This window comes from Skermanella rosea, from assembly GCF_016806835.2.
Classification (GTDB): domain Bacteria; phylum Pseudomonadota; class Alphaproteobacteria; order Azospirillales; family Azospirillaceae; genus Skermanella; species Skermanella rosea.
Genome location: NZ_CP086111.1, coordinates 5,511,883 through 5,534,902, shown reverse-complemented (window position 1 = coordinate 5,534,902; position 23,020 = coordinate 5,511,883). Strand labels below are relative to the sequence as shown.

Below are 23,020 nucleotides of genomic sequence, written 5' to 3'. Positions count from 1 at the left end.
CCCACAAGCACACCCACGCCGCTGTGGCGATTACCGGCTTCGGCGCCGGGTGGCCGAGCTGACGATCAAGGTCGGCTGTCATGGCTACCGCCAGCTTGAAACCTGGGCGGCGTCGCTCGGAACCATCCACGCCTTCGGCATCGAGGGCACTGGCTCGTACGGCGCCGGTCTCGCCCGCGCCCTTCGTGACGGCGGCTACACCGTTCACGAGGTCAGCCGCCCCGACCGGCGGCTGCGGCGCCAGCACGGCAAGACCGATCATCTCGATGTGGAGGGCGCCGCCCGCGCCGTGCTCGGTGGCCAAGCCACCGGCCTGCCCAAGGCGTCCACTGGCCGGGTCGAGATGATCCGCCACCTGAAGGTTGCCCGAGACACGGCCGTCAAGGCACGAACCCAGGCCATGCTGACCTTGAAGGCCGTCATAATCGTCGTGCCGGCTGGCCTGCGCGAGAAGCTTGAAACGATCACGGGCACGATGGCGCTGGTCCGTCATCTCGCCGCGCTGCGTCCGGGGGCGATGACGTCCCCAACCGCTTCGGCCAAGGCCAGCCTGAGCGCCCTCGCGCGTCGATGGCTCGACCTTGACGCCGAGATCAAGGCCCACGACGCTCACCTCGAGGCCTTGTTCGAGCACTGCGCCCCGACGCTGGTGAAGGCCTATGGCATCAAGTCAGGTACCGCCGCGGAAATGCTGATCCTGGTCGGCGACAACCCGGAGCGGATCCACTCCGAGGGCGCTCTTGCCAAGTTCTGCGGCGCCTGCCCGATGCCAGCCTCCAGCCGCAAGGTCACCCGCTACAGGCTCAACCGCGGTGGCAACCGGCGGGCCAACGCCGCCCTTCACCGCGTGGTCGTCGTGCGCATGCGCGGCCACCAGCCTACGATCGACTACGTCCGGCGCCGAACCGCGGAAGGAAAGAGCAAGCCCGAGATCATGCGCTGTCTCAAGCGCTTCGTGGTGCGGGAAATCTTCGGCCATTTGTGCCATTCATCCAAACCCGCTCCATCTGACCAAAATGCCGGTTGACATATACAGGAGCATAAATGCCAGGCATCGAGTTGACGCGTCTGTGCGATCCGCTGACGAGCATCCGGATCGCGGGCAAGCAAATCTTCGACAAGACGCCGCTGCGCTGCATCCAATTCGCCGTCCACGTAGGCAAACAGCAAGATATTCCTGTGTTGCTCTTCGGAACCTACAGCACTTCTCTCTTTCGGATCGAGGAACAACGCTGCCTCTGACAAAACTATACAGGATACAACTTCTATATCGTACCAAACCAAAGGTTATTGCGCGTATGCATAAAAGAAAGGGGCAGGACGATGGTTTTGTGGTTAGTCCATTAGTCGTATCAACAACTATGGGATGTGTGCATCAGAGGTAGAAATCTTCAAGGCTGTGACCAGCTTTTGCAAAACGGGGCCACAGAAAAGTCCGCGACGGCGAAAAGCTTCCGGGGTCGATTCGAGCAGGAACAGCCGCGACCGCTCTCCATACAAGAAGTACGTACCTTGCAGAAAATAGCAGGGCTTCTCGCACCACGGCGGAGCATTGCCGCCCACCAACCGCGCCAAGTGTTCAGCCATGCCACCAACATGCGCGTGCAGCATACTATTATCCAAAACTTCTGGCTCTTCATCATAAACAGCAGTTGGCACGACTAAGTGGCCGTCACTCCACTCCGCTACTTCGATCAGATGGTCTATGAATTCTTTCATGGCTGCCGGGTATCCTGCGCCTGCTAAAACTAGGCGGGACATGCATGCGAGTGACCTAGGGGCGGGCATGAACCTGAGGCGTGTGTCTGGCGTGATATCCATGAGGACAAAAATCGGTTGAACCAGCGTAAACGACAAGTTCTGCATTAGGAGTGTGGCAGAGTGGTTCTCGGCGCTCGAATGACGCTATCAGCCAATAGGAACAGAAAGTAAAACGGCTTCAAGTGGTCTCACTAAAACGGTCTATCTGGTTCACCTTAAAGATAGAATAAGCCGCTCTCGCACTCGCAATGAAATCTTAATCTGTGATTACAATAATATATTTTCTTTATGTTGACTTCTTGTACCAGCGTTAGCTCGGGTGAGGTTATCGAAAATCCCGAATACGAGTGAGATAGATGATGAATGGGCAAGAGAGTGAAATACAACGAGCGATAGTGATTCGCCACTTCATGAAACCAATTGTAAGTAGAACAGAATTTGTTCTAAAATCGGTTTTTCCGAAAGATGTTGTCCAAATCCAACTACTCGCTCAGATGTTTATGGAAAATCAACAAGCTTCTTGGTGGATCAATAATGGGAAAGATATTTTATGTCCATTTGAATCAGCGCAGTCTTATTTATTTAGTTCTGGATTATCAAATTGCTTGGTTTGTGCGACAATCATGATTGCAGACCATACGTCATTAGCTATCCTCTTGGATGAGCCTGTAAACCAGATCGATTCAGCGCGATCAGATGCGTTGGCTTGGTCAAGCATCATTGAAAAATCCAAAACCCAAATCTGGCTAATTAGCCAGAATTTAGATTTAATTTGAGGTTAGGAGCTTTCAGGAACATCGCATACGGCGTAGCGATGATGCTAAAAAGCCTTATCATGAATAGGTCACGCTTACATTCTTAAGACTATGTTCAGCTTGGCACATTATACCCGGGGACTGGCAGTGGCTGAGCGCCGGCGATGGCGGCAAGGGACCACGCCTGTACGACTGGGCCTACAGGGAGTATCCCTCTCTTCAGCCTGGATGGAACCGAGGCCTGCTGGTCCGTCGCTCCCTCACCGAGCCGGACAAGCTCACGTACTACCTGACCTTCGCCCCCGAGACCACGCCGGTCAGCGCCCTGGTGAATGTCGCCGGAACTCGGTGGACCATTGAATCCTGCTTCGAAGCGGCCAAGGGCGAGGTCGGGCTGGACCAGTACGAGGTCCGCACCTGGACGGCCTGGCACCGCCATGTCACGCTCGCCATGCTGGCCCTGGCGTTCCTGACCGTCGTGCGAGCGGCGGCCATCGGGGGGGCCGGAGACTGTCGATCTTCAGGCCAACCTTCTGCCGCTCACCGTTCCGGAGATCCGCACCCTCCTCGCCAGTCTCGCCGGCCGGCCAAGCCCCGGTCCTACCGCCGCTATCGCCTGGTCACTCTGGCGACGACGACATCAACAACGCGCTCGCCGCTGCCACTGGAGGCGTCATACCCAAACCGATAAAGACCGGCTGTAATACTAAGTGTGTAGTGGCGGAACGTTGTTGGGATCGGGTCTGTTGGGCGATAGAGGCTTATGCCTGGCACTTCGCCGGCCCACTAGGCGCGCGGGAGCACCAGCCAGTCCGGTCCGTCGAACTCGATGAAGAGCCGGATCTTCCGAACGGCGGTGGGCGGTCAAGCCCGCAGCCGCCGCGCTAGCGGCGGGGGCCCGCAGGGCCAGGCTTGAGGGCCCACCGCCGTTCGGAACACCCTGATCATCGGCATGCGGCGGATGTCGAACGATCCATGGAGGCCTGCCCATGTATCAGATCCATCCCAATGCCCGAACCACACCGGCCGTGCGTGCCGAAATCGCTCGCTCGACCGAGCCCTCGGGCGAGCTGGCCAAACGCTACGGCGTCAGCACCGAGACCATCCGCAAGTGGCGCAGGCGCGGCGCCGAGGATTGCCGGGACCACTCCTCGCGTCCCATGCACCTGCGCTGGCGGGCCACCGAAGAGGAGCGCGCTATCGTCTGCCACCTGCGCCGTATGACCGGCTTCGCGCTCGACGACCTGACCTTCACGCTCCGCCACTTCCTGCCCCACCTCAACCGCGACAGCATCTACCGCATCCTCAAAGCCGAAGGCCTGGGCCGACTGCCGGTTCCCTCCGTCCCGAGGAAAGTCACCAAGCCGTTCAAGGAGTACGACCTCGGCTTCGTGCACATCGACATCAAACATCTGCCCAAGCTGCACGTGATCGGCTCCGGACCGCGCAAGCGCTACCTCTACGTCGCGATCGACCGTGCCTCGCGCAGGTTCACCTCGCCGTCAAGGACGAGGAAACCGAAGCCTGCGCCACGGCCTTCCTGAGAGAAGCGGCCGCCGCCTTCCCCTTCAAGGTGACCCATGTCCTGACCGACCGCGGCAGCTGCTTCACCGCTGACGGCTTCGAGGCGGCCTGCCGCAAACTGGGCATCGACCACCGCAAGACCAAACCGTACACGCCCCAGACCAACGGCATGGTCGAGCGCTTCAACGGCCGCATCGGGCAGGAGGTGCTGCTCATGTGCATCGGCACCCACAGCGCCCTCGAACGCCTGCTCCACGGCTACAACCTTGCCTACAACGCACGACGACAGCGCGTCCTCGACGGCCAGTCACCCGACCAGGTCGTCCAGACCCGTCTCGGGGAAAAACCTGAGCTCGCCAATCCGGCCTACCAGACACCCAGCCCATGCGACCGCGCCAGAACCAAAATCGCCGCCCAGCTGACCGTCTACAGCGCCAAGGACGTATCGCATCCGGACACCAAGGAAGGCTCCAGCGCTTACTGACACCTGACGGGGGCGCTTCGCCCATCGTAGTGGGATTTTAGCGGGATGTTAGACCCGGAAAGGCCGGAAAAGTGGCGGACCCGATACGATTCGAACGTACGACCTCTGCCTTCGGAGGGCAGCGCTCTATCCAGCTGAGCTACGGGTCCAGCGACGGGACGGACCATAGCCCATGCCAAGCCGCCGCGCAATGCCTGGTGGACGTGTTTTCTCATCCCTCCGAACACCGGCCCGCCCGCCCGCCCCCTCTTCACCGCGCCGCCACCACTGACCGCTCCCCACCGCCGCCCGGCTCCCCCGACATCGGCCCGACCGCCAGACCGGCGATCGCCGCAGCGATCTTCTCTCCGCCGCGCACCGACGGTTCGATGGGATTGGCATAGTCCTCGTCCCGGTCGCAGACGAGGCGCAGGTCCACCAGCGGCAGCCCGCGGGCGAAGGCGGCGCGGGTGATGCGGTCGTTCAGCAGGCACAGCGCCGCCACCACCAGGCGCCGGCGGGGCTCCGGTATCCGGGTGTCGTAGATCGTGCAGACGGAAGTGGGAAGGCCCCGCTCCAGCACCCGGTCGAGCATGGCTTCGTAATCCCGGCCGAACCGTTCCCGGATGGTGGCGAGCCTGTCCACCGCCTCCGCCACCGACCGCGCCCCGGCTTCCAGGACGCTCGCGTAGCCCAGCGCGTCGTTGCCGCCCGTGCTGACGACCAGGTGCGTCGCATCCGCCGGAAGCCGGTCGAGCTGCCGTTCCACGCCGCCGATCAGGCTGCCGTCCACCGCCCGCAGCGTCGCCCGCCACCCGGCCGGCAGACGGTCGCGCAGCTGCGCCACCACGTCGGGGCCGCCCCCGACATAGGCGGCATTGTCGAACACGGAATCTCCGAGCAGCACCAGATGGCCCATGGGCCTGTCCCCCTTCCAGGTCGATGACGGCTTCAGCCCCTGGGCCAACAGTCCGTCCGGGCGAACGCTCCCGGAAGGACCTGGACGCCGGGACCGGACCCACGCAACCCGCATGCCCGTCCGCCCGTTGGTGGCTTGGCTCCGCTCCACCGTCAGGCTATCTATTCCCCATGTGCTCCTGTTCCCCGCCGCTGAACCGCCGCCGCATGCTCGGCCTTCTTGCCGGCGTCGCCGCGGCGCCGCTGGTCGCCGGCTGCGACGAGATCGGCGGTTTCCCGATCCAGCTCGTTTCCGACGAGACCGTCCGCCAGCTCGGGGTGGAAAGCTGGCAGCGCATCCGGGCGCAGACGCCGGTGTCGCAGGCGCGGGACCTGCAGCAGGCCCTCCAGGCGGTCGGCCGGCGCCTGCTCCAGGCGGCCGGCGAGGACCCCGCCCGGTGGGAAATGGTCGTCTTCGCCCGCGACGAACCCAACGCCTTCGCGCTCCCAGGCGGCAAGATCGGCGTGTTCGAAGGCATGTTCCGGGTCGCCGCCAACGAGGACCAGCTCGCCGCCGTGATCGGCCACGAGATCGGGCATAACCAGGCCGAGCATTCCCAGGAACGGCTGAGCGTCGCGGCGGCCAAGCAGCTGGGCCTGCGGCTGGTCAGCGCCGCCCTCCAGATCGGGGACGTCGCCTATGCCAACGAGATCGCGGCGCTGCTCGGCGTCGGGGTGGAGTTCGGGCTGGAACTGCCCTATTCGCGCCGCCAGGAGCTGGAGGCCGACGAGCTCGGGCTGCTGACCATGGCCAGGGCGCGCTTCGACCCCCGGGAAGCGGTGGAGCTGTGGCGGCGGATGGAGCGCGTCGGGGGACGAACCGCGCCCGCCTTCATCTCCACCCACCCGGCGCCCAGGGCGCGCATTGAAGCGCTGGAACAGATCCTGCCCCAGGTTCTCCGGAACGCCTGAGGCGGCCGGACGGCGGCCGGGCTGCGCGCGGGGCTACCCGTTTGCGGCATTGTCGGATCGCCGGCGCCGCAGAAAGCTCACCTGAACGGGAGGAACCATGAAGATGGCGCCAACGCTGGAAGCAGCTGTCGACCTGCCGCTGATCCACATCTTGGATGCCACCGCCGGTCGGATGAAGGCGGCTGGCGTGACACGCCCCGCGCTGCCGGCGACCCGCTTCACCATGGAGCAGGGCTTCTACACGGGCCGCCTTCGCGAGCGACATGGGATCGACCCGCTGGTCCTGGCCACGTCAGTGGATGGCATGTTACCTTCCGTCCTCGCCGACAGCCTCCGCGATGTGCCTGAGCTTGTCCGGATTGCGGGTGATGTAGACGGCGGTGATGCGTCCGTCCTCGATCTCGACCGCGGTGGTCTGCAATACGTTGTCGCGCTCGCGACTCAGATAGCCAGGCAGCCCGTCGATCCACATCGTCCTGATGAATACCGCCGGCTGCGCTGTGAGCTTGCGGTACAGGCCGGCGAAGAGGCGCACCACCCGCTCGATGCCGACGATGGGGTTGAGGAAAGCGAGCACCTTGCCGCCGCCGTCCGCTTTCATCACAACGTTATGCGCCAGCATGGCGCGCAGGCCGGCAATGTCGCCCGTCGTCGAGGCGGTGAAGAAGGCTTGGGCAAGGCGATCGCCTTCCTCGCGCTCGACTTTGTAGCGCGGGCGCGCCTCCTGGACGTGCTTGCGTGCGCGGACGGCGAGCTGACGCACGGCCGCGGGATCGCGGTCGAGTGTGCCGGCGATCTCGTCCAGCGGAACGCCGAACACGTCGTGCAGCAGGAAGGCGGCGCGTTCCAGCGGTGAAAGCCGCTCCAGGGCGAGCATCAGGGTCAGCGTCAGCTCGTCGGACCGGATCTCCTCGTCCTCCGCCTCGACGATCGGCTCGGGGAGCCAGGAGCCCACATAGATCTCCCGCTGGGCGCGGGCGGACTTCATGACATCGAGGCACAGGCGCGTCACGGTTCGGCTGAGATAGGCGGCGGGTTCGCCCACGGTGGCCTCATCGACCTGCCGCCAGCGCAGCCAAGCGTCCTGCACGATATCCTCGGCATCGGACCATGATCCGAGCATGCGATAGGCGAGACGCACCAGCCGTGGCCGGTGCGTCTCGAACGAGCAGGCGGAGCTGCTAGGCCCGGTCACGGGCGCCATCCACCGGGTGGGCTGCCCGGAAGCCGACCTGCAATCGGTTCCAGGTGTTGATGGCGCCGATCGCCAGGGTCAGGTTCACCTGCTCCTCCTCCGAGAACTCCGCCCTGAGCAACGCGTAGTCCGCATCCGGCGCGCCGGTTTCGGCCAGTCGGGTGAGCGCCTCGGTCCAACCGAGCGCCGCCCTCTCCCGCGCGCTGTAGAACGAGGATTCGCGCCAGGCGTTCAGCATGTAAAGGCGCATTTCGGTCTCGCCGTGCTTGCGCAGATATGTGGCGTGCATGTGGATGCAGAAGGCGCAGCCGTTGATCTGAGAGGCACGCAACTTCACGAGTTCGAGCAGGCCGTGGTCGAGCCCGCTGGCGCCGAGGGCTGATTCCAGCGCCATCATCGCCTTGATCGCTGCGGGAGCAGCCTTGTGAGGTTCCGCCAAGCGAGGGGTCATCATTATCTCCGGAGTTGGATGGTCAGTGTCCGCGGAAAAGACGAGGTGATGCGGACGGATTGTGACATGGCATGGGGATTTTTCGCGCCCGAGGTTACTGGCCATACGGCGTGGTCAGTTCCGTCTCGCCGGTGTCGACCACGAACACGGCAAGCAGCCGCGCCGGCTCCGTGTCGCTCGCGTTCTCACTGACGCCGTGGCGGTCTCCGGGGTTCTCCGAGAAGCTCTGCCCGGCATGATAGGTAACGACTGGTCCGTCGTTGACGGCGCTGCGGATCGCCCCTTCGAGCACGGTCGCATAGATGAAGGCGGAACTGGCGTGCGTGTGCGCCGGCGAGGATCCGCCGGGTCCGTATTCGACCAGCACGCCCTTGATGCTCTTGCCGGGGACGTTGGGGAGTGTGTGCTCGTAGACCAGCGTCACCTTGGCGTTGTCGTCGTGGGCTGCTGCCGCGCCCACACTGATGATCACGCCGATGAGGGCGTAAAAGAGCTGCTTCATGGTTCATCCCCAAGTTCATCAGCCGCAAGTAACCCGGCATATGGCGGGTATGTCCGGCTTCGAGTTCAGGACGAGTCGGAACATCCGCGTGTGACATGGGGCCGGGAATTTGGTTTGCAGGGAAGCTGCCCGGTTCGGCACGACGGGGGCTCAAGCCCGACCTGGGAGACGTGGTCGGCTACAAGGCCGGACTGACCAGCAAGCCGCTCCAGGAACGCTTCGGGGTCACCGGGCCGGTCCTCGCAGCCGGCCGCTCCACTCGCCGCACTATGTTGCGCCACGGGCGCAACCTACGGCTCGATGCAGGGCGGAGGTGATGCGGGCTGACGATCGTAGGTTGCGCCCATGGCGCAACGCATCGGATCAGCTGTCTCGGGTGGATCGACCTGATCGGGTACAGCTCTAGACCGGCACCTTCTTCGCGGCGGTGGCTTCATCGCCCGTGTTGGGGGTGCCGCGCGGCTCGATGAGCAGCAGATGGACCTCGCCATGGGCGACCGGCCGGTGTTCCACGCCCTTCGGGACGATGTAGAGATCGCCGGGACCCAGCCTGACCTCCGAATCCCGGAGCTCGATCGTGAGATCGCCCTGGAGGACCAGGAAGAAGTCGTCGGTGTCCGGATGGGAGTGCCAGACGAACTCCCCCTCGGCCTTCACCACCATGACGTCGTGCCCGTTGAAGCCGGCGACGATCCTGGGCGACCAGCGATCCTGGAACAGGCTCAGCTTCGTGGCGAGGTTGATCGGTTCCGTCATGTCCGGGCTCCTGTTCGGTAGCGGCTTCTAGGCAGGAAGGTTGGAACCGCCGCCGACGGTTGTCCACCGCGGTATCGGCGGAATCTTAACGCCTTATGGGTCATGTTGCGCGGCCGGTCACTTCGGTCGGCTGCGCAGCCACGACAAAAGAATACAAGACGCCATGGGCAACGGCATCTATCTCGTCCGGGACGACGGCGGCCTCACTGAAATGCGGGCGGCTCCCTACGCTACCGAAGATCTGCTCCAGCGCCTGCTGGCTACACACCCCAGCCTCATCGCCGGCGATCAGGTCGACCCCGACCACCCGCGGCGCTGGCTTCTCATCGCGCGCGAGCAGGCGGTGCCGGGCGAAGACGGCGGTGAAGGACGTTGGTCGCTCGACCACCTGTTCATCGACCAGGACGCCGTGCCGACGCTGGTCGAGGTAAAGCGCGCCACCGACACCCGGAGCCGGCGGGAAGTGGTCGCCCAGATGCTGGACTATGCCGCCAATGGAGTCGTCTATTGGCCGGTGGACGAGCTGAAGCTCCAGTTCGAGCGGACCTGCGCTGCCCAGCAGCCGGAGGAAGAGGCCGCCGGCATCCTCGCCCGCTTTCTCGGGGCCGATGCCGACCCGGAGGCCTTCTGGCGGCAGGCCGACGCCAATCTCCGTGCCGGCCGTATCCGCATGGTCTTCATCGCCGACGAGATCCATCCGGAACTCCAGCGCATCGTGGAATTCCTGAACGTCCAGATGAATCCGGCCGAGGTGCTGGCACTCGAAATCCGGCAGTTCGTCGCGGAGGGCATGCGCACCCTCGTCCCGCGCGTCGTCGGACGCACCGCCGGAGGCGCAGCGGCGCAAGGGCAAGGACGTCATCCGGAAGATTTCGGTGGAGGAATGGTTCGACCGGCAGCGGGTCCGCCATGGCGACGAGCATGTCCGGACCGCGCGCCTCCTGGTGGACTGGATGGTGGAGCATGCCGACGATGTCACCACGACGACCGCCAACGACCCCTCCGTCCTGATGCGCGTGAACCATGGCCAGCGCACATATTACCCCGTCTTCCTGAAACCACACGACCGGGCCGCCACCAGCCTCGCCTGGCTCAAGGAAAAACCTCCCTTCGACAGCGAGGAACTGCGCCAGGAACTGCTGGACCGCTTCAAGCTGATTCCCGGCATGCAGATGACAGCGAGCGCCATCAAGGGGGAACCCGGCGTCTCGCTGAAGCAACTGGGCGATCCCGCCGTCATGGCCCAGCTCCTCGCCGTGTGGTCCTGGATCATCGAGCGCATCAAGGCGTCTTGACGGACGCCTCACATCTTTCCGCATGAAGGAAAGTATTCCTTCATGACTTCATGCCAGACTCCGCTCCGCACTCCGGTGCCGGATCTTTGCAGCGTGAATAAGAAAGCCAGCGATACCGCCGGTATCCCTCGTCGGCACCGACGGTCGATGTTCCCGAGCCGTCGGGATTGCCGTCCAACATCATGACGAATGCTGACATTCCCCCGGGGATGTGATGTCGGCATCGCTGCGCGGGGGAAAGCGCCGGACCGGTTTCGGCGCCGCGACGCTTGTAGACGTTTGCTGACATTCCCCCGGGGGTGCTCAGCCCGCGGTCACCGCCGTCTCGGCGCCGCCCAGCCGCCGCGACGACCGGTAGATCCCGCGCAGCAGGGTCCGGAGGCCCGGGTGCCGCGCCTGTAGCAGGCGGCGCCAGTGCTGGAAATGGGGAACGGGGTGGCTGAACGGGACGGCGGGGACGTCGGCGCCGAACAGGGATCTCAGCGCCACCAGTTGGGACTCCAGGGCGTGCCGGGCCTCCCGTCCGTCCAGCAGGGCGGCGACCTCGTCCCAGTCGAGGCCCGGATGGGCCTTGGCGATCCCGGCCAGATCGACGAGGCGCCTCAGCTCGAAATCGCCGCGCAGGTAGAGCTTGTCGTGGAACATGTCGTGCGCGATCAGGTGCAGCGCCCGGAATTCCGGGCTCGGCAGCAGGGCCTGCCCCGCTTCGCCGATCGCCAGGATGCTCCCGCTCCGGGCGAGCCTGTCGGGATGGTGGAACCTCCTCGGCCCCGGCGGCCGGACATGCAGGTCGATCATGCCGGCATCGCGGCGCCGCGCCAGCGCCGCGGGCGCATGGTCCTGCGCCTCGCCGGGCTGGACTTCGTAGCCGAGCGCCGACAGGCAGGACAGCGCCGCCGGAACCTCGCCCGCCGCCACGAGGATGTCCAGGTCGCACAGGATGCGGTCGCCCAGCCGGTCCTCGGCGGCCGTCAGCAGCGTGCAGGCCCCCTTCAGCAGGGTCGGCAGGATGCCGTGCCGGTTCAGCGCCTCGACGGCCTCCACCGCCTGGGCGCGCAGCAGCAGGTTCCGCTCGTGGTTCCGCCCGTGGATGAAGTCCAGGTACTCCCGCACGTCCTGCGGAACCTCCGGCCCGGCCCATCCGGCCAGCGCGGCGCGGACGGCGGGAACGACAAGGTAGCGGTTCGCCTCCCCGATCACGCCGACCCAGTCGGCATCGGCCGGCGGCCGTCCCCGCAGGCAGGAGACCAGGGCGTCGAACCGGGAATGGGAGGGCGCCATCCTCATGATCCGCGCAATCCGGCCAGCAGGGCCACGGCGTCGTCGAGCCGCGCATAGGTGAGCCGATAGCACCCGGCGCCGTCCAGCATGCGGGCCAGGGCCTGGAAGGCGCCGGTGCCCAGGCGGTCGTCGGCGGAGGCGGCGCCGCCGATCAGGTCGCGTAGCGTCTCCAGCGGGTCGAGCCGGTCGAGCGCCGGTCCGGCCCCGTCGCGGCGGTCGAGGCCGACGATCCAGCGGACCGGAAGCGGTCCCCCGCCGGCGGAAGGCACCCCGTCCAGGAAACGGACCTGCTGGCTGTCGTAGCGGACATGGACCGGCAGGTCGAGCAGGTCGGGACGCATCCCCGCCAGCAGCGGCCAGGACCCGGGTTTGAGCGCCGGCGCGAACCGCAGCGCCGTCACCCGCCCGTCGGCGCCGAGCAGGGCCACGTCGTCCCCGGCGAGGCCGAAACCGGATTGGGCCAGCCCGACGGCCAGCGTCGATTTGCCGGCGCCCGGGCAGCCGCTGAGCAGCAGGGCATGGCCGTCCGCCGCCACCGTCGCGGCGTGCAGCGCCACCTCGTGGCGGCCCAGGCCTACCGCCTCCAGGGTCAGCGCGCCCCTCAGGGCGGGGATGATCTCGTCCGGTTGGCAGGTCGCCAGGGCGAGCGCGCCGCGGCGGATCACCACCGCGCCGTCCTCCTCCCCCACGTCGAGGCGGCTGTCCGGCGCGTCATCCACCGGTCCGGGCAGTATTTCCAAATTCCGGAAGCCCGGCGCGACGTGTTCGGCCAGGGCGGCGGTCGCGTAGCGGATCTCGATGCGGGCGCCGCCGACATCCAGGCGCTGGCGGATCGCCGGGGGCCGGATCAGCCCCAGCCGGGTCCATTCCGAGACGGCATGGTCCAGGCAGGCCCGCACCGGCCCGGCGGGCAGGCCGCGGCCGGCCACCTCTTCGGCGATGCGGTCGATCGCCGCTCCCTCGGCCAGGCGGCTCCAGACGAACGCCATCCCGCCGTCCAGTTGGAACAGTTCCTGCCGGGCCTCGTCGAAGAGCACCCCGTGCTCCCCGATGAAGGCGAGCGAGACGCCTTCGGCGATCGTCGGTCGGTTTTCCTGCACCGGTGCAATCTCCAACGAGGCCCGCGGGCTTCAGCGGTACTTTTCGGCGTGGCTCTTCCAGGACCGTCCCGGAGCGCCGCCGCGCGGGCCGTAGCCGTTGCCCGGGTGGCCCTTGCCGCCGGACTTGGCGATCGCCTGCGAGGTCAGGCTGGTCGACATCAGCAGGGTGATGGCCGGCGGCGTGGCGATCGCGAAGCGCCCGCACCGCCCCAGGAACTTCCGCCGTTCCATCTCGAGCCTGTCGCCCGTGTCCTTCCCCAGCTCACCGTTCTCCATCGTGCGTCTCCTGTCCTTGGTCGTTTCGAGGAATGCCGCGACACCGTCGAGGCTAATCCAATATTTGAATAAATTTTTAAGCAACAAGGTCGGAGCGCCGTGGCGTCGGGGCTAGCCCCATGGAACGACCCCCTGCCTTGTTTGTTCTCCCCGCCGATGCCATCTCGCAAGTGCGAAGAGGCGTCGCGGACGACACCCCCGCCCTTCCAGAAACGCACAAGGAAATCGACATGCCTTTGTCCTCCATGCCAGGCGGAACCCGGGATATCGCGCTCGTCCTCGGGGGCGGCAACGCGCTGGGCGCCTATCTGGCGGGCGCCTACGAGGAACTGCACGACCAGGGCGTCCGGCCGGACTGGATCATCGGCGCTTCGGTCGGGGCGATCACGGGCGCCATCCTGGCGGGCAACGCTCCGGAGGACAGGATCGCGAAGCTGACCCGCTTCTGGGAGGAGGCGACCCTGCCGACCTCCCGCATGCCGTATCTTCCCGGCGTCAAGCCGCGCCAGATCTACAACGGCATGAACGCGGCCCTGGCGGCGCTGTTCGGCCGGCCGAACATCTTCCGGCACCGCTATCCCGGGCTGTGGTCGGCGCTGCCGTGGGTCCCGAACGACGTGGCGCTCTACGACACGGCGCCGTTGCGCGCGACCCTGGAGCGGCTGGTGGACTTCGACCGGCTGAACGGCGGGGAGGTCCGGTTCACGGTGGCCTGCGTCGATCTGGAAACCGGCGACGAGGTCTATTTCGACACCGCCCGCGACCGGATCGGGCCGGAGCACATCCTGGCCAGCGCCGCCATCACGCCGGCCTTCCCGCCGGTCGAGATCGGCGGGCGGCTGCTGTGCGATCCCGGCTACACCAACAACCTGCCGCTCGACTACCCGTTCCGGGAACCGCTCCGCCGCGACCTGACCGTCGTCGCGGTCGACCTGTTCAGCCTGCGCAGCCCACGGCCAGCCTCCCTGGACGCGGTGCTCGAACGCACCCAGGACATCCTGTTCTCCAGCGCCACCCGGCGCAGCGTCGCCGCCCTCCGGCGGGAATTCGCCCTGATGGAGCGGCAGGACCCGGACGGCCCGTCGGTCCGGCTGCTCCATCTGGCCTACCAGGCGGCCGCCCACGAGCTGGCGGTCAAGACGCTGGACTTCTCGCCCGCCTCGGTCCGCGACCGCCGGGCGGCCGGCCGGCGCGACATGGACTCCGGGTTGGCGCTGCTGCGCACCGGGCCGGCGCCCAGGGGCCGGTTCGACTATGTTTCGGTCGATTCGGACAGTGCCCGCGCGGCGGCCGAGGCCGGTGCGGCCGGGGCGGCGGCGCTCCCGCTCGGCAAGGTGGCCTGATCGAGCAGCAGTTCCACCTGTTCCCGCAGCACGGTGGGATGGATCGGCTTGTGCAGGATGCGGTAGCCGTGGGCCGCCGCCTCCCGGAGCCGGTCGGGATGGGTGTCCCCGGTCAGCAGCAGCGCCGAGACCGGCGTCCCGTAGCGGCCCCGCACCAGTTCCACGGCGTCGGACCCGCTGCGGTCGCCCTGCAGCCGGTAGTCCGCCAGGATCAGGTCGGGAGGGTGCGCGACGGGGGCCAGCGCGGCGGGCAGCTCGTCCAGGCTGGCGATCCGGATCGCCGACATGCCCCAGCTCTCGACCACCAGGGCCAGGCTCTCCAGCACGATGGGGTCGTCTTCGATCACGATGGCGGTCCCGCCTTCCAGGCTCCGCCTCCCCGGGGCGGGCTCGGCGCGGACCCCGGCGCCGCCGCGGCCTTCCGACAGCGGCACCGTCACGGCGAACATCGAGCCCCGTCCCGGCACGGACCGCACCTCGATCGGATGGTCCAGCAGCTTCGCCATGCGGGCGACCACCGCAAGCCCCAACCCCAGTCCCCGGCTCCGGTCGCGCTCGGGATTGCCGAGCTGGATGAAATCCTCGAACACCTCGCCGAGATGCTCTTCCGGAATCCCGATCCCGGTGTCCCAGACCTCGATGCGGACGGCGCCGCCCCGCCGCCGGCAGGCGAGCAGGATGCCGCCGGACGGGGTGTAGCGCAGGGCGTTGCTCAGAAGGTTGGAGATCATCCGCTGGAGCAGCACCGGATCGCTCCGGACCGTGCCCCGGCACGGACGGACCCGGAACCGCAGCCCGACCGCCTGGGCCTGGGGTTCCATCTCGTGGGCCAGCCGGGTCAGCAGGCCGTCCACCGCCACGTCGGCCATCCGCGGCCGGATGGTCCCCGCCTCCAGCGCGGAGACGTCGAGCAGGACGTTCAGCAGGGACTCCCCCGCCTGGATCGCCTCCCCCAGCTTCTCGGCCAGGGCGCGGTGGCCGGGGTCGGCCAGCCGGTCCGCCAGGAGCTGGTGGAGCAGCCGGATCGCCTGGTAGGGCTGGCGCAGGTCGTGGCTCGCCGCGGCGAAGAACCGCGACCGCGCCAGCGTGGCCTCCTCGGCCGCCCGGCGGGCCTGCCGGGCCTCGCTCTCGGCATCCCGCAGCATGGCCTCGATGCGCTTGCGCTCCGTGATGTCGTGCAGCACGCTCAGGAAGCACCGGAGCTTGCCCCGCGCGTCGGTGATCGGGTGGATGGCCAGCTCGATCCAGAAGGGGGTGCCGTCGCGACGGTAGTTGAGCAGGTCCTCCCGGATGGTCTGGCGCCGCTCCAGCGCGGCCCGGATGCGCGCCAGCGCGGCCCGGTCGGTCCCGGTACCCTGGAGGAACCGGGGCGACCGGCCGACGGCGTGCTCGGCGGGATAGCCGGTCAGGCGCTCGAAGGCCGGGCTCACATAGGTGATGACCGGGCCGGGTTCGTCGAGCCGTTCCGTCTCCGTCACCATGATGACGTCGCCGGTAACCGTGAAATACTCAGCCAGGAGATCCGCTATCGGCATGGCGTGCTTCCGGGAACCGCCGGTCGTTGATCCGAGCGGCATTAATCCATCCCGGACTCCCTCCAGGATACAGCGCCAATGGATTACGCCGGGCGGGGCAGCACGAGCCGGGAAGTTCCGGAGCCCCGGCCTCAGATGCCTTCGGCCTTGTCGAAGCCGCGGCCCGCGGTCGAATCCGGCGGCGGCTCCGAACCCGTTCCGCCCATCCCCCGGCCCAGGGAGGCGGACATCCGACCCTCGTCCCGGTCGGCCATTCCCTTGAGCGCGAAGATCGTCAGCACGCCCAGGACGATCCCGCCGCCGAAATGCACGGCGCTGTTCATCATGGTCCGGATCATGGGATTCCTCCTCAGCGGCTGCGGGACATCGCGGAACCGGCGGCGAGCATCGCGGCGCCGAGCGCCAGCCCGATGCCCAGTCCGGCCACGGTCGCGGTGACGGCGACGGCGCCGGACACGAGGCCGAACGGGTTCATGGGGTTCGGCGGCAGGGGAAGCGGCAGCATGGTGTTCCTCCTTGTCGGTATCGTCGAGGAGAAGGGATGTATCTCTGCGGCCGGCCCCGGAAAGGGGCCGGGCCCGCAGATATCGGAACAGGCACGGAAGACTTAAAATCACTCTCCCGGATCGGGAACCACCGCACGGCCCGCCCGGTTGATGCCCGCAGATACACCAACGGAGGGTTCCTACCATGGCTTCGACTACGGATGCCGCGCGCAACATCTTCACGACCGGTCTGCACAATGCCCATGCCCTCGAGCAGCAGGCGCTTCAGATCATGAACCGGCAGGTGGAGCGGCTGGAGAACTATCCGGAACTCGAACAGCTCCTGCGCCGGCACATCCAGGAAACCGAGCAGCAGCGCGTCCGCCTCGAAGAAGTGATGAGCCAGCTTGCCGAAAGCCCGTCCGCGCTGAAGGAGGCCGTCCAGGGCTTCATGGGCAACGCCGCCGCGATCGCCCATTCCGTCGCGTCGGACGAGATCATCAAGAACATGCTGGCGAACACCGCGTTCGAGAACTACGAGATCGCCTCGTACAAGTCCCTCCTGGTGATGGGCGAGGCCGCCGGCTTCAGCAACCTGACCGGCCTCCGCCAGTCGCTGGACGAGGAAGTCAACATGGCCCGCCAGGTCGCCGACCTGGTCGAGCCGATCACCCGCAAGTACATCGAGATCGGATCGCGCGGGGAATCGGCCAAGATCTGAGCCGGCCGCGCGTCTAGCCCGAAGCCTCCGGAGGGGTCCGCTCCTCCGGGGGCTTCACCGCGCGGAAGCAGGCGAGCAGCGTCAGGTCGTAGGCGATCTTGAGGGCGCCGGCGCAGACCAGCGGCCAGCCGAAGGTTCCCGCCCCCAGCATCGCTCCCGCCAGGGCGGGCGACAGGGCGGAGGCCAGGCTGCGCGGCACCGCGGTCAGGCTCGCCGCCGCCGGCCGTTCGGCCGGTTCCACGATCGCCATCACGTACGAGGTGCGGGCCGGCACGTCCATCTGGGACAGCAGGCTGCGCAGCACCAGGAAGACCACCGCGACCGGCAGCGTCGGCGCGAAGGCCGCCAGGATCAGCAGGACGTTGGCCGGCAGATGGGTGAAGACCATCGTGTTGACCAGCCCGATCCGGCGCGCCAGCCTGACCGCCACCAAGTACGAGACGGCGGAGCACAGGCCGGTCAGGAAGAAGATCGTCCCGGTGGTGGCGGCCGACAGCCCGAACCGCTGGAACAGCCACAGGGCCAGCAGCGAATTCACGACGAAGCCGCCGCCGAACGAATCGACCGAGAACAGGGCCGCCAGGCCCCAGACCCGCCGGCGCGACGGTCCGAGGGAGGCCCTGCGCCGAGGTCCAGCCGCCGGCGCCACGTCCGGCATCCCCGCGTAGAGCAGCAGCGTGGCGAGCCCGAGGGCGCCGTAGAGCGCGAACAGCACCTGGGTGGCCGTGCCCTCCGGGACGGCCCGGTCGAACCAGTGCAACGTGCCGATCGACAGCGCGCCCAGCGCCGACCCGACCGATCCGATCAGGCTGTAGCGGGCGAACACCGCCGTCCGCTCCGCGTCGTCCGCCAGATGGGCGATCAGCGTGTGCTCCAGCGGCAGGAAGACGCTGACGTCGCCGCTGGACGGATTGATCGTCCCGACGAAGGCGACCAGCAGCAGCGGCCAGAACGCCTCGATCCCGGCGAACCCGGCTCCGGTGGCCGCCATCAGCAGCGCCGCCCCGGCCAGCGCCCGGCCCAGCGGCACCCGGTGCCCGGCGAAGCCCAGGCCCAGGGTCAGCGCCGCCGATCCCAGCAGGGTCGCGGTCGCCACCAGCCCGACCTCCGCCGGGCCGTATCCCAGCCGCGACAGGTGGATCGGCAGCAGCAGCGCCACGAAACCGTCGGCGAACGACCGCATCCCCCGACCGACCAGGATCCGCGCCAGGACGCCCGGCATTTTTCCACCTGGCATGATTATTCCTTGCATGAGCATGACGTCGGGCGCCACCCTGCACCGCCCGCGCCGATGCAACCAGTTGGAAAAAGCCGCGACCCATGAGCAAGGCCTTCGTCCGCGAAAGCGACGCCGATGAGGATCTGCCGGACGAGAAGGAAACCCGGCCGGCGGGCGTCAAGAACTACATCACGCCCGAGGGGTTCCAACGCCTCCAGGACGAGTTCAGGCACCTGATGCGGGTCGAGCGCCCGAAGACGGTCGAGGTCGTGTCCTGGGCCGCCGGCAACGGCGACCGGTCGGAGAACGGCGACTACATCTACGGCAAGAAGCGCCTGCGCGAGATCGACCGCCGCATCCGCTTCCTGACCAAGCGGATGGAGGCGGCGCAGGTGGTCGACCCCTCGGCCCAGAAGAACCGCGACCGCGTCTTCTTCGGCGCCACCGTCACCTATGCCAACGAGCGGGACGAGGAACGCACCGTCACCATCGTCGGCATCGACGAGACGGACCTGGACCGGGGCCGCATCAGCTGGATCTCCCCGGTCGCCAAGGCGCTGCTCAAGGCGCGGGTCGGCGACGTGGTCGACCTGCGCACCCCCGCAGGGCCGGAGCAGATCGAGGTCGTCGCGATCGGCTATCCGCCGCCGCAGCAGCCGGCCCCGTGACTCCTAGCCGCAGACATTCATGGTGATGCGCAGCTTGTGCGCGATGTCGCGGATCAGCGGCTCGGCGCTCAGGCTGTGGCCGTTCAGCAGGACCACCAACACCGCGAAGACCACGGCGACCGGGCGCAGCCTCACGGCCGGGGGCTGCAGCCGGGCATGGGCCCAGGCGAACAGTCCGACGCAGGCGCAGCCGATCGCCAGGCCGCCGGCCACCTCCTCCGCCGTGTGGGCGCGCAGGGCGACCCGGCTGAGCGCCACCAGCAGGATCACGGTCCCGGCGGTCGCCAGGATGGCGAGGCGCTGCCAGGCCGGCCGGCCGAAGCCGGCGATCAGCGCGCAGCAGCCGAAGAAGATCGCCGCGAAGCTGGTATGTCCGCTCGGGCTTTCCAGGGCCGCCAGGCCGACGGAGCTTCCGCAGGCGATGAGGCCCAGCTTGGCGACCACCGTGATGCCCAGGCCGACCGCCAGCGTCGCCGCCCAGAGCAGCGCCACCGAATGGGCACCCCGCCACAGCAGGTAGGCGAACACGCAGACGGAGGCGGGCAGCAGCAGCCCGGAGTCGCCTAGGCTCGTAACGGTATGCATCATGTCGGGGGCGCACGGGGATGTTCTGGAAGGTATGCGCAGTTTTCCCGAAAAACAGTTGATTATTCAACCGTCCAAGCGGTTTCGGAGCGGAGCATCCGATACGCTCATACCGCCTTGGTAAGGTTCCGCCGCCCGGTGGAGAACCGCGAGAGGATGAAAGCCGTGCCCAGCCCCCAGGCGCCGTTGACCAGCACGCCGGTCAGCATCCCGGCCGGCTGCCAACCGTTCCCGGCCGGCATACCCTTCAGCGGGAAGACGACGAACCAGGCGATCAGCGTCGGCAGGACCGCGCCGAACAGGAAGGCCGCGAGCCAGTAGCCGGCCCCGCGCGGGAAGAACCGCTCCGCCGCGGACAGCGCGATGCCCCAGACGCCGCCCCAGAACGCCGCCGACAGCACGGCGGGCAAACCCAACGGCGGCACCGGCCGCAACGCCCAGGGCTGGCCGGCCGTAAGACCGGCGAGGTGAAGCAGCCCGAGCATCGCCTGGTGGAACACCAGGACCCCGACGAACCCGGCGACGAACCCGGCCAGCGGCCGGAACCTCGATCGCGCCTCCGGAGTCCGGCCGGCCGCTCCCGTGCCGTCGCGTAGCGTGTCAGCCATGCCGCTTCCTCCCATCCATGTCCACCGCCAAGGGAAAACCCGCGACGGGCCGATAGGGTCCATTCAAGGGCCGGCCATCTCGGTGCCCGCCGCGCCGGAGTTTGCCGTCCGGGAGTCCGCCGTCCCGGTAAAGGGTCGCCGGTCGGCGCCGCTGGGCAGGGGGGCCGAGGGATCCCCGATCCAGCTGACCATGTCGCGCAGCACGGTCTCCCCCTGGAGATCCCGCATCAGCATGTGGTAGCCCTGGTCATAGACCGCGACGTCCACGTGCCGGGGCAGCGCCGCGAGCGCCTTCTCGATCGGCGCGCGCGGGATCACCTGCTCGTTGAGGCCGTAGAGCACCAGGGCCGGTGCCGACAGTTCCGGCACCGCCGCCGCGGCGCGGCTCATCAGCCGGACCAGCCCCTCGACCGCGTCGACCCGTGTTCCCTTGATCACCAGCGGGTCGCGGCTCAGCCCGCGCAGCATCTCGATGTTGTCCGACGGCCGGATCTTCAGCTCGCGCGGCGCCGTCAGCCGCAGCCACGGGACCGTGCGGTAGCTGATCCAGAGCGCCGCGCGCTGGAGCGTGGTGAGCGAGTCGCGGTCCCATACCGCCGGGGCCGACAGGATCGTGCCCGCCGGCTCCAGCGGCTCGGCCCCCGGCGGGGGAGGGCCGGCCAGCGCGCTCAGGATCACCGCCCCGCCCATGCTCTCCCCCAGCAGGTACAGGGGCAGGCCGGGATGCCGCCGCCGAACCAGCGCCGCCGCCGTGTGCAGGTCGGCGATCAGGGTCTCCGCGGTGGGCCAGATGCCGGGCCTGTCGTGAGCGCCGAACCCCCGCTGGTCATAGGCGTAGGTCGCGATCCCGCGGGCCGCGAAGAAGCTCCCGGTCCCCTCGAAGGCGTTGGAATAGTCGTTGAACCCGTGCAGCGCCAGGACGACGGCGCGGAGCGGCGGCCCGTCCGCCTCCGGCAGCCAGGCGCGCAGCGGCAGCGCCACGCCGTCCGGCGCGACGATCCGTTCCGCCGTCAGGTCCGGCGCCCGCACCGCCGGTCCCCTCGGCTGGAAGGTGGCGGAGCACCCGGCCGCCAGCAGCAGCGCGGCCAGCAGGGCGATCCGGGCCCGCGGGCGCCCGGCCCCGGACGGCGGCGCCATTCCCGCGCGGCCCCGGTCAGCGCCGCGATCCCGGAACCAGGGACGGGTCGCCGGCTTCGGCATCGTGGGAACCCCGGGTCAGCTGGAGGAAGATGTCCTCCAGGTCGGTCTCCACGGTGCTCAGGTCCTGGATCGTCAGCCCGGCCGCCTGGATCGCCGCCAGCACGTCGCCGACCCGGGTGCGGCTCGGTTTGTAGCGCACCACCAGGCGGCGGGGCTCCGGCAGCTCGATCTGCCAGCCGTCCAGCCCGGCGGGCACCGCCGTCAGGTCGCGGTCGAGTTGGATGACCAGCGCCTTGCTGTCCAGCCGGCGAAGCAGCGCCTTCGTGCTGTCCATCGCCACCACCTGGCCGTGGTTGATGATCGCGATGGTGTCGCACAGCTCCTCCGCCTCCTGCAGGTAGTGGGTGGTCAGGAGCACCGTCGTGCCGGCGCGGTTGAGCGCCCGGACCTGCTCCCACAGCATCTGGCGCAGCTCGATGTCGACGCCGGCGGTCGGCTCGTCCAGCACCAGCACCGGGGGGGAATGCACCATCGCCTTGGCGACCATCAGCCGGCGCCGCATGCCGCCCGACAGGGTCCGGGCATAGGCGTCCGCCTTGTCCTGGAGCCCGACCGCCTTCAGCAGATCCTCGGTGATGCGCTCCGACTTGGGCACGCCATACAGGCCGGCCTGGAGGTTCAGCAGCTCCCTCGGCGTGAAGAACGGGTCGATGTTCAGCTCCTGGGGCACCACGCCGATCGCCGCGCGCGAGGCGCGGGCCTCGCGGTCGATGTCGCGGCCCCAGATCCGCGCCTCGCCGCCGGTCTTGTTGACCAGCCCGGCCAGGATGTTGATCAGGGTGGACTTGCCGGCGCCGTTGGGACCGAGCAGGCCGAACAGCGAGCCGCGCGGGATCGCCAGGTCGATCCCCTTCAGCGCCTCCTTCGCGGGCGCCCGGCCCGCCGCCTTGTAGGTCTTGGTCAGGCCGCGGACCTCGACCGCGTGCGCGGGCAACGGGGTGGTCGGGAGCGTCGGTTCGGCGGCCTGGAGGGAGGGGGAGGGCGAATTCATGGTCTGATCGGTTCCAGTTCAGGGATGCCGGGGCGGCTTCTTTCCGCCGGGCGTCGTTCAAGGCCGCGCCGCGGGCTGCGACCCCGGTACGCGGGTACCAACAATCGCGTTGATCGGGCAGCGCCGTCTTGTATCATCCCGGCGGCCGTCAGGACATGCCGGGGCGGCGTTCCAGCGGCGCGCCGGACTCAAGACAGGGACATAGGTAATGCAGCCGACAGAAACAATTCAGGTGGAGACGGAAACTGTGGGCTGCGACGGCGGCGGCGGGGCGCTCGGGCATCCCATGGTCTACCTGACGCTCACCGAATCGGGCCGGGCCGACTGCCCGTACTGCGGACGCCGCTTCGAACTGAAGCCCGGCGCCAAGGCCGGGCACGGCCACTGAGCGGAGACGGGCGGGCCGCCGACGACGGAAGGCGATTACCGGTCCGGGT

At 67.8% G+C, this 23,020-nt stretch carries 27 protein-coding genes, 1 tRNA gene and 2 pseudogenes; 11 read left to right on the top strand and 19 right to left on the bottom strand.

What is annotated here, in order from left to right:
- Positions 1–49 precede the first annotated feature (49 nt).
- Together JL101_RS25820 and JL101_RS25815 are read left to right on the top strand one after the other, a co-directional pair.
- On the top strand, positions 50–1,027 hold the full coding sequence (locus tag JL101_RS25820; RefSeq protein ID WP_203102342.1) for a transposase: 978 nt from the start codon (positions 50–52) through the stop codon (positions 1,025–1,027).
- 17 nt (positions 1,028–1,044) lie between these two features.
- Positions 1,045–1,242: a hypothetical protein gene (locus tag JL101_RS25815; RefSeq protein WP_203102344.1), complete on the top strand. Its 198-nt coding sequence runs from the start codon at positions 1,045–1,047 to the stop codon at positions 1,240–1,242.
- A gap of 117 nt (positions 1,243–1,359) precedes the next feature.
- On the opposite strand, the gene JL101_RS25810 is transcribed toward JL101_RS25815, so the two are convergent.
- A complete protein-coding gene (locus JL101_RS25810) occupies positions 1,360–1,719 on the bottom strand; it encodes a hypothetical protein (protein WP_203102346.1) in 360 nt (119 codons plus the stop codon).
- Positions 1,720–2,117: 398 nt separating this feature from the next.
- Between JL101_RS25810 and JL101_RS25805 the strand changes: the two genes are divergently transcribed.
- The 3 genes and pseudogenes from JL101_RS25805 (at position 2,118) to JL101_RS36960 (ending at position 4,524) form a co-directional block, all read left to right on the top strand.
- Positions 2,118–2,537 (top strand): hypothetical protein, encoded by a 420-nt coding sequence (locus JL101_RS25805; protein WP_203102348.1) that lies wholly within the window; start codon positions 2,118–2,120, stop codon positions 2,535–2,537.
- A gap of 118 nt (positions 2,538–2,655) precedes the next feature.
- Positions 2,656–3,207 (top strand): annotated as a pseudogene (locus JL101_RS25800) (IS701 family transposase); the annotation flags it as partial.
- Between the two features lie 298 nt (positions 3,208–3,505).
- Positions 3,506–4,524: pseudogene (locus JL101_RS36960) on the top strand (IS481 family transposase).
- A 72-nt stretch (positions 4,525–4,596) separates the two neighbouring features.
- On the opposite strand, the gene JL101_RS25790 reads toward JL101_RS36960, so the two are convergent.
- Positions 4,597–4,673 (bottom strand) — tRNA-Arg (locus JL101_RS25790).
- A gap of 101 nt (positions 4,674–4,774) precedes the next feature.
- Positions 4,775–5,470: an SGNH/GDSL hydrolase family protein gene (locus JL101_RS25785; RefSeq protein WP_203102350.1), complete on the bottom strand. Its 696-nt coding sequence runs from the start codon at positions 5,468–5,470 to the stop codon at positions 4,775–4,777.
- 158 nt (positions 5,471–5,628) lie between these two features.
- Between JL101_RS25785 and JL101_RS25780 the strand changes: the two genes are divergently transcribed.
- Positions 5,629–6,372, top strand: coding sequence for a M48 family metallopeptidase (locus tag JL101_RS25780; protein ID WP_203102352.1), 744 nt, complete (start codon positions 5,629–5,631; stop codon positions 6,370–6,372).
- Positions 6,373–6,679: 307 nt separating this feature from the next.
- Here the strand turns inward: JL101_RS25780 and JL101_RS25775 are convergent, their stop codons facing one another.
- The 5 genes from JL101_RS25775 to JL101_RS25755 all read right to left on the bottom strand — a co-directional run bounded on the left by JL101_RS25775 (position 6,680) and on the right by JL101_RS25755 (position 10,138).
- On the bottom strand, positions 6,680–7,567 hold the full coding sequence (locus JL101_RS25775; RefSeq protein WP_228435163.1) for a sigma-70 family RNA polymerase sigma factor: 888 nt from the start codon (positions 7,565–7,567) through the stop codon (positions 6,680–6,682).
- Positions 7,554–8,021 (bottom strand): carboxymuconolactone decarboxylase family protein, encoded by a 468-nt coding sequence (locus tag JL101_RS25770; protein ID WP_228435162.1) that lies wholly within the window; start codon positions 8,019–8,021, stop codon positions 7,554–7,556. The genes JL101_RS25775 and JL101_RS25770 overlap by 14 nt, the downstream gene beginning before the upstream one ends.
- A gap of 91 nt (positions 8,022–8,112) precedes the next feature.
- Complete coding sequence (locus JL101_RS25765; protein ID WP_203102356.1) at positions 8,113–8,520, bottom strand: cupin domain-containing protein; 408 nt, start codon at positions 8,518–8,520, stop codon at positions 8,113–8,115.
- 402 nt (positions 8,521–8,922) lie between these two features.
- Positions 8,923–9,276 carry a cupin domain-containing protein gene (locus tag JL101_RS25760; RefSeq protein WP_203102358.1) on the bottom strand — a complete coding sequence of 118 codons (354 nt, stop codon included), beginning with the start codon at positions 9,274–9,276 and terminating at the stop codon, positions 8,923–8,925.
- A 100-nt stretch (positions 9,277–9,376) separates the two neighbouring features.
- Entirely contained in the window at positions 9,377–10,138 is a 762-nt protein-coding gene (locus tag JL101_RS25755) for a hypothetical protein (protein ID WP_203102360.1), read from the bottom strand.
- 13 nt (positions 10,139–10,151) lie between these two features.
- On the opposite strand from JL101_RS25755, the gene JL101_RS25750 reads away from it, so the two are divergent.
- Complete coding sequence (locus JL101_RS25750; protein WP_203102362.1) at positions 10,152–10,571, top strand: hypothetical protein; 420 nt, start codon at positions 10,152–10,154, stop codon at positions 10,569–10,571.
- A gap of 303 nt (positions 10,572–10,874) precedes the next feature.
- Here JL101_RS25750 and JL101_RS25745 read toward each other — a convergent pair whose 3' ends face one another.
- Genes JL101_RS25745 through JL101_RS25735 form a run of 3 tightly spaced genes read right to left on the bottom strand, consistent with a single transcriptional unit; the run spans position 10,875 to position 13,228 of the window.
- Positions 10,875–11,858, bottom strand: a complete 984-nt coding sequence (locus JL101_RS25745; RefSeq protein WP_203102363.1) for a nucleotidyltransferase family protein — start codon at positions 11,856–11,858, stop codon at positions 10,875–10,877.
- Positions 11,855–12,952, bottom strand: coding sequence for a hypothetical protein (locus tag JL101_RS25740; RefSeq protein ID WP_203102364.1), 1,098 nt, complete (start codon positions 12,950–12,952; stop codon positions 11,855–11,857). Before JL101_RS25740 ends, JL101_RS25745 begins: the two co-directional genes overlap by 4 nt.
- Before the next feature lie 30 nt (positions 12,953–12,982).
- A complete protein-coding gene (locus tag JL101_RS25735) occupies positions 12,983–13,228 on the bottom strand; it encodes a hypothetical protein (protein ID WP_203102365.1) in 246 nt (81 codons plus the stop codon).
- Between the two features lie 230 nt (positions 13,229–13,458).
- On the opposite strand from JL101_RS25735, the gene JL101_RS25730 reads away from it, so the two are divergent.
- Complete coding sequence (locus JL101_RS25730; RefSeq protein ID WP_228435161.1) at positions 13,459–14,571, top strand: patatin-like phospholipase family protein; 1,113 nt, start codon at positions 13,459–13,461, stop codon at positions 14,569–14,571.
- Here JL101_RS25730 and JL101_RS25725 read toward each other — a convergent pair.
- The 3 genes from JL101_RS25725 to JL101_RS25715 all read right to left on the bottom strand — a co-directional run bounded on the left by JL101_RS25725 (position 14,481) and on the right by JL101_RS25715 (position 16,611).
- Positions 14,481–16,106: an ATP-binding response regulator gene (locus JL101_RS25725; RefSeq protein ID WP_203102369.1), complete on the bottom strand. Its 1,626-nt coding sequence runs from the start codon at positions 16,104–16,106 to the stop codon at positions 14,481–14,483. The two genes, JL101_RS25730 and JL101_RS25725, sit on opposite strands and share 91 nt — an antisense overlap.
- Positions 16,107–16,237: 131 nt before the next feature.
- Positions 16,238–16,444 carry a hypothetical protein gene (locus tag JL101_RS25720; RefSeq protein ID WP_203102371.1) on the bottom strand — a complete coding sequence of 69 codons (207 nt, stop codon included), beginning with the start codon at positions 16,442–16,444 and terminating at the stop codon, positions 16,238–16,240.
- 11 nt (positions 16,445–16,455) lie between these two features.
- A complete protein-coding gene (locus JL101_RS25715) occupies positions 16,456–16,611 on the bottom strand; it encodes a hypothetical protein (protein ID WP_203102372.1) in 156 nt (51 codons plus the stop codon).
- 185 nt (positions 16,612–16,796) lie between these two features.
- On the opposite strand from JL101_RS25715, the gene JL101_RS25710 reads away from it, so the two are divergent.
- Positions 16,797–17,312, top strand: a complete 516-nt coding sequence (locus JL101_RS25710; protein ID WP_203102373.1) for a ferritin-like domain-containing protein — start codon at positions 16,797–16,799, stop codon at positions 17,310–17,312.
- A 13-nt stretch (positions 17,313–17,325) separates the two neighbouring features.
- Here the strand turns inward: JL101_RS25710 and JL101_RS25705 are convergent, their stop codons facing one another.
- Positions 17,326–18,549 (bottom strand): MFS transporter, encoded by a 1,224-nt coding sequence (locus tag JL101_RS25705; RefSeq protein WP_203102374.1) that lies wholly within the window; start codon positions 18,547–18,549, stop codon positions 17,326–17,328.
- A gap of 83 nt (positions 18,550–18,632) precedes the next feature.
- Between JL101_RS25705 and greB the strand changes: the two genes are divergently transcribed.
- Complete coding sequence (gene greB / locus JL101_RS25700; protein WP_203102377.1) at positions 18,633–19,199, top strand: transcription elongation factor GreB; 567 nt, start codon at positions 18,633–18,635, stop codon at positions 19,197–19,199.
- Positions 19,200–19,202: 3 nt separating this feature from the next.
- On the opposite strand, the gene JL101_RS25695 is transcribed toward greB, so the two are convergent.
- The 4 genes from JL101_RS25695 to JL101_RS25680 form a co-directional block, all read right to left on the bottom strand.
- Positions 19,203–19,787: a phosphatase PAP2 family protein gene (locus JL101_RS25695; RefSeq protein WP_203102384.1), complete on the bottom strand. Its 585-nt coding sequence runs from the start codon at positions 19,785–19,787 to the stop codon at positions 19,203–19,205.
- A 104-nt stretch (positions 19,788–19,891) separates the two neighbouring features.
- On the bottom strand, positions 19,892–20,392 hold the full coding sequence (locus JL101_RS25690) for a hypothetical protein (RefSeq protein WP_203102386.1): 501 nt from the start codon (positions 20,390–20,392) through the stop codon (positions 19,892–19,894).
- Positions 20,393–20,455: 63 nt separating this feature from the next.
- Complete coding sequence (locus JL101_RS25685; RefSeq protein ID WP_228435160.1) at positions 20,456–21,592, bottom strand: alpha/beta hydrolase; 1,137 nt, start codon at positions 21,590–21,592, stop codon at positions 20,456–20,458.
- A complete protein-coding gene (locus JL101_RS25680; RefSeq protein WP_203102387.1) occupies positions 21,546–22,583 on the bottom strand; it encodes an ABC transporter ATP-binding protein in 1,038 nt (345 codons plus the stop codon). The genes JL101_RS25685 and JL101_RS25680 overlap by 47 nt, the downstream gene beginning before the upstream one ends.
- A 232-nt stretch (positions 22,584–22,815) precedes the next feature.
- On the opposite strand from JL101_RS25680, the gene JL101_RS25675 reads away from it, so the two are divergent.
- Positions 22,816–22,971 (top strand): zinc-finger domain-containing protein, encoded by a 156-nt coding sequence (locus JL101_RS25675; protein ID WP_323374692.1) that lies wholly within the window; start codon positions 22,816–22,818, stop codon positions 22,969–22,971.
- The last annotated feature ends 49 nt before the right edge of the window (positions 22,972–23,020 follow it).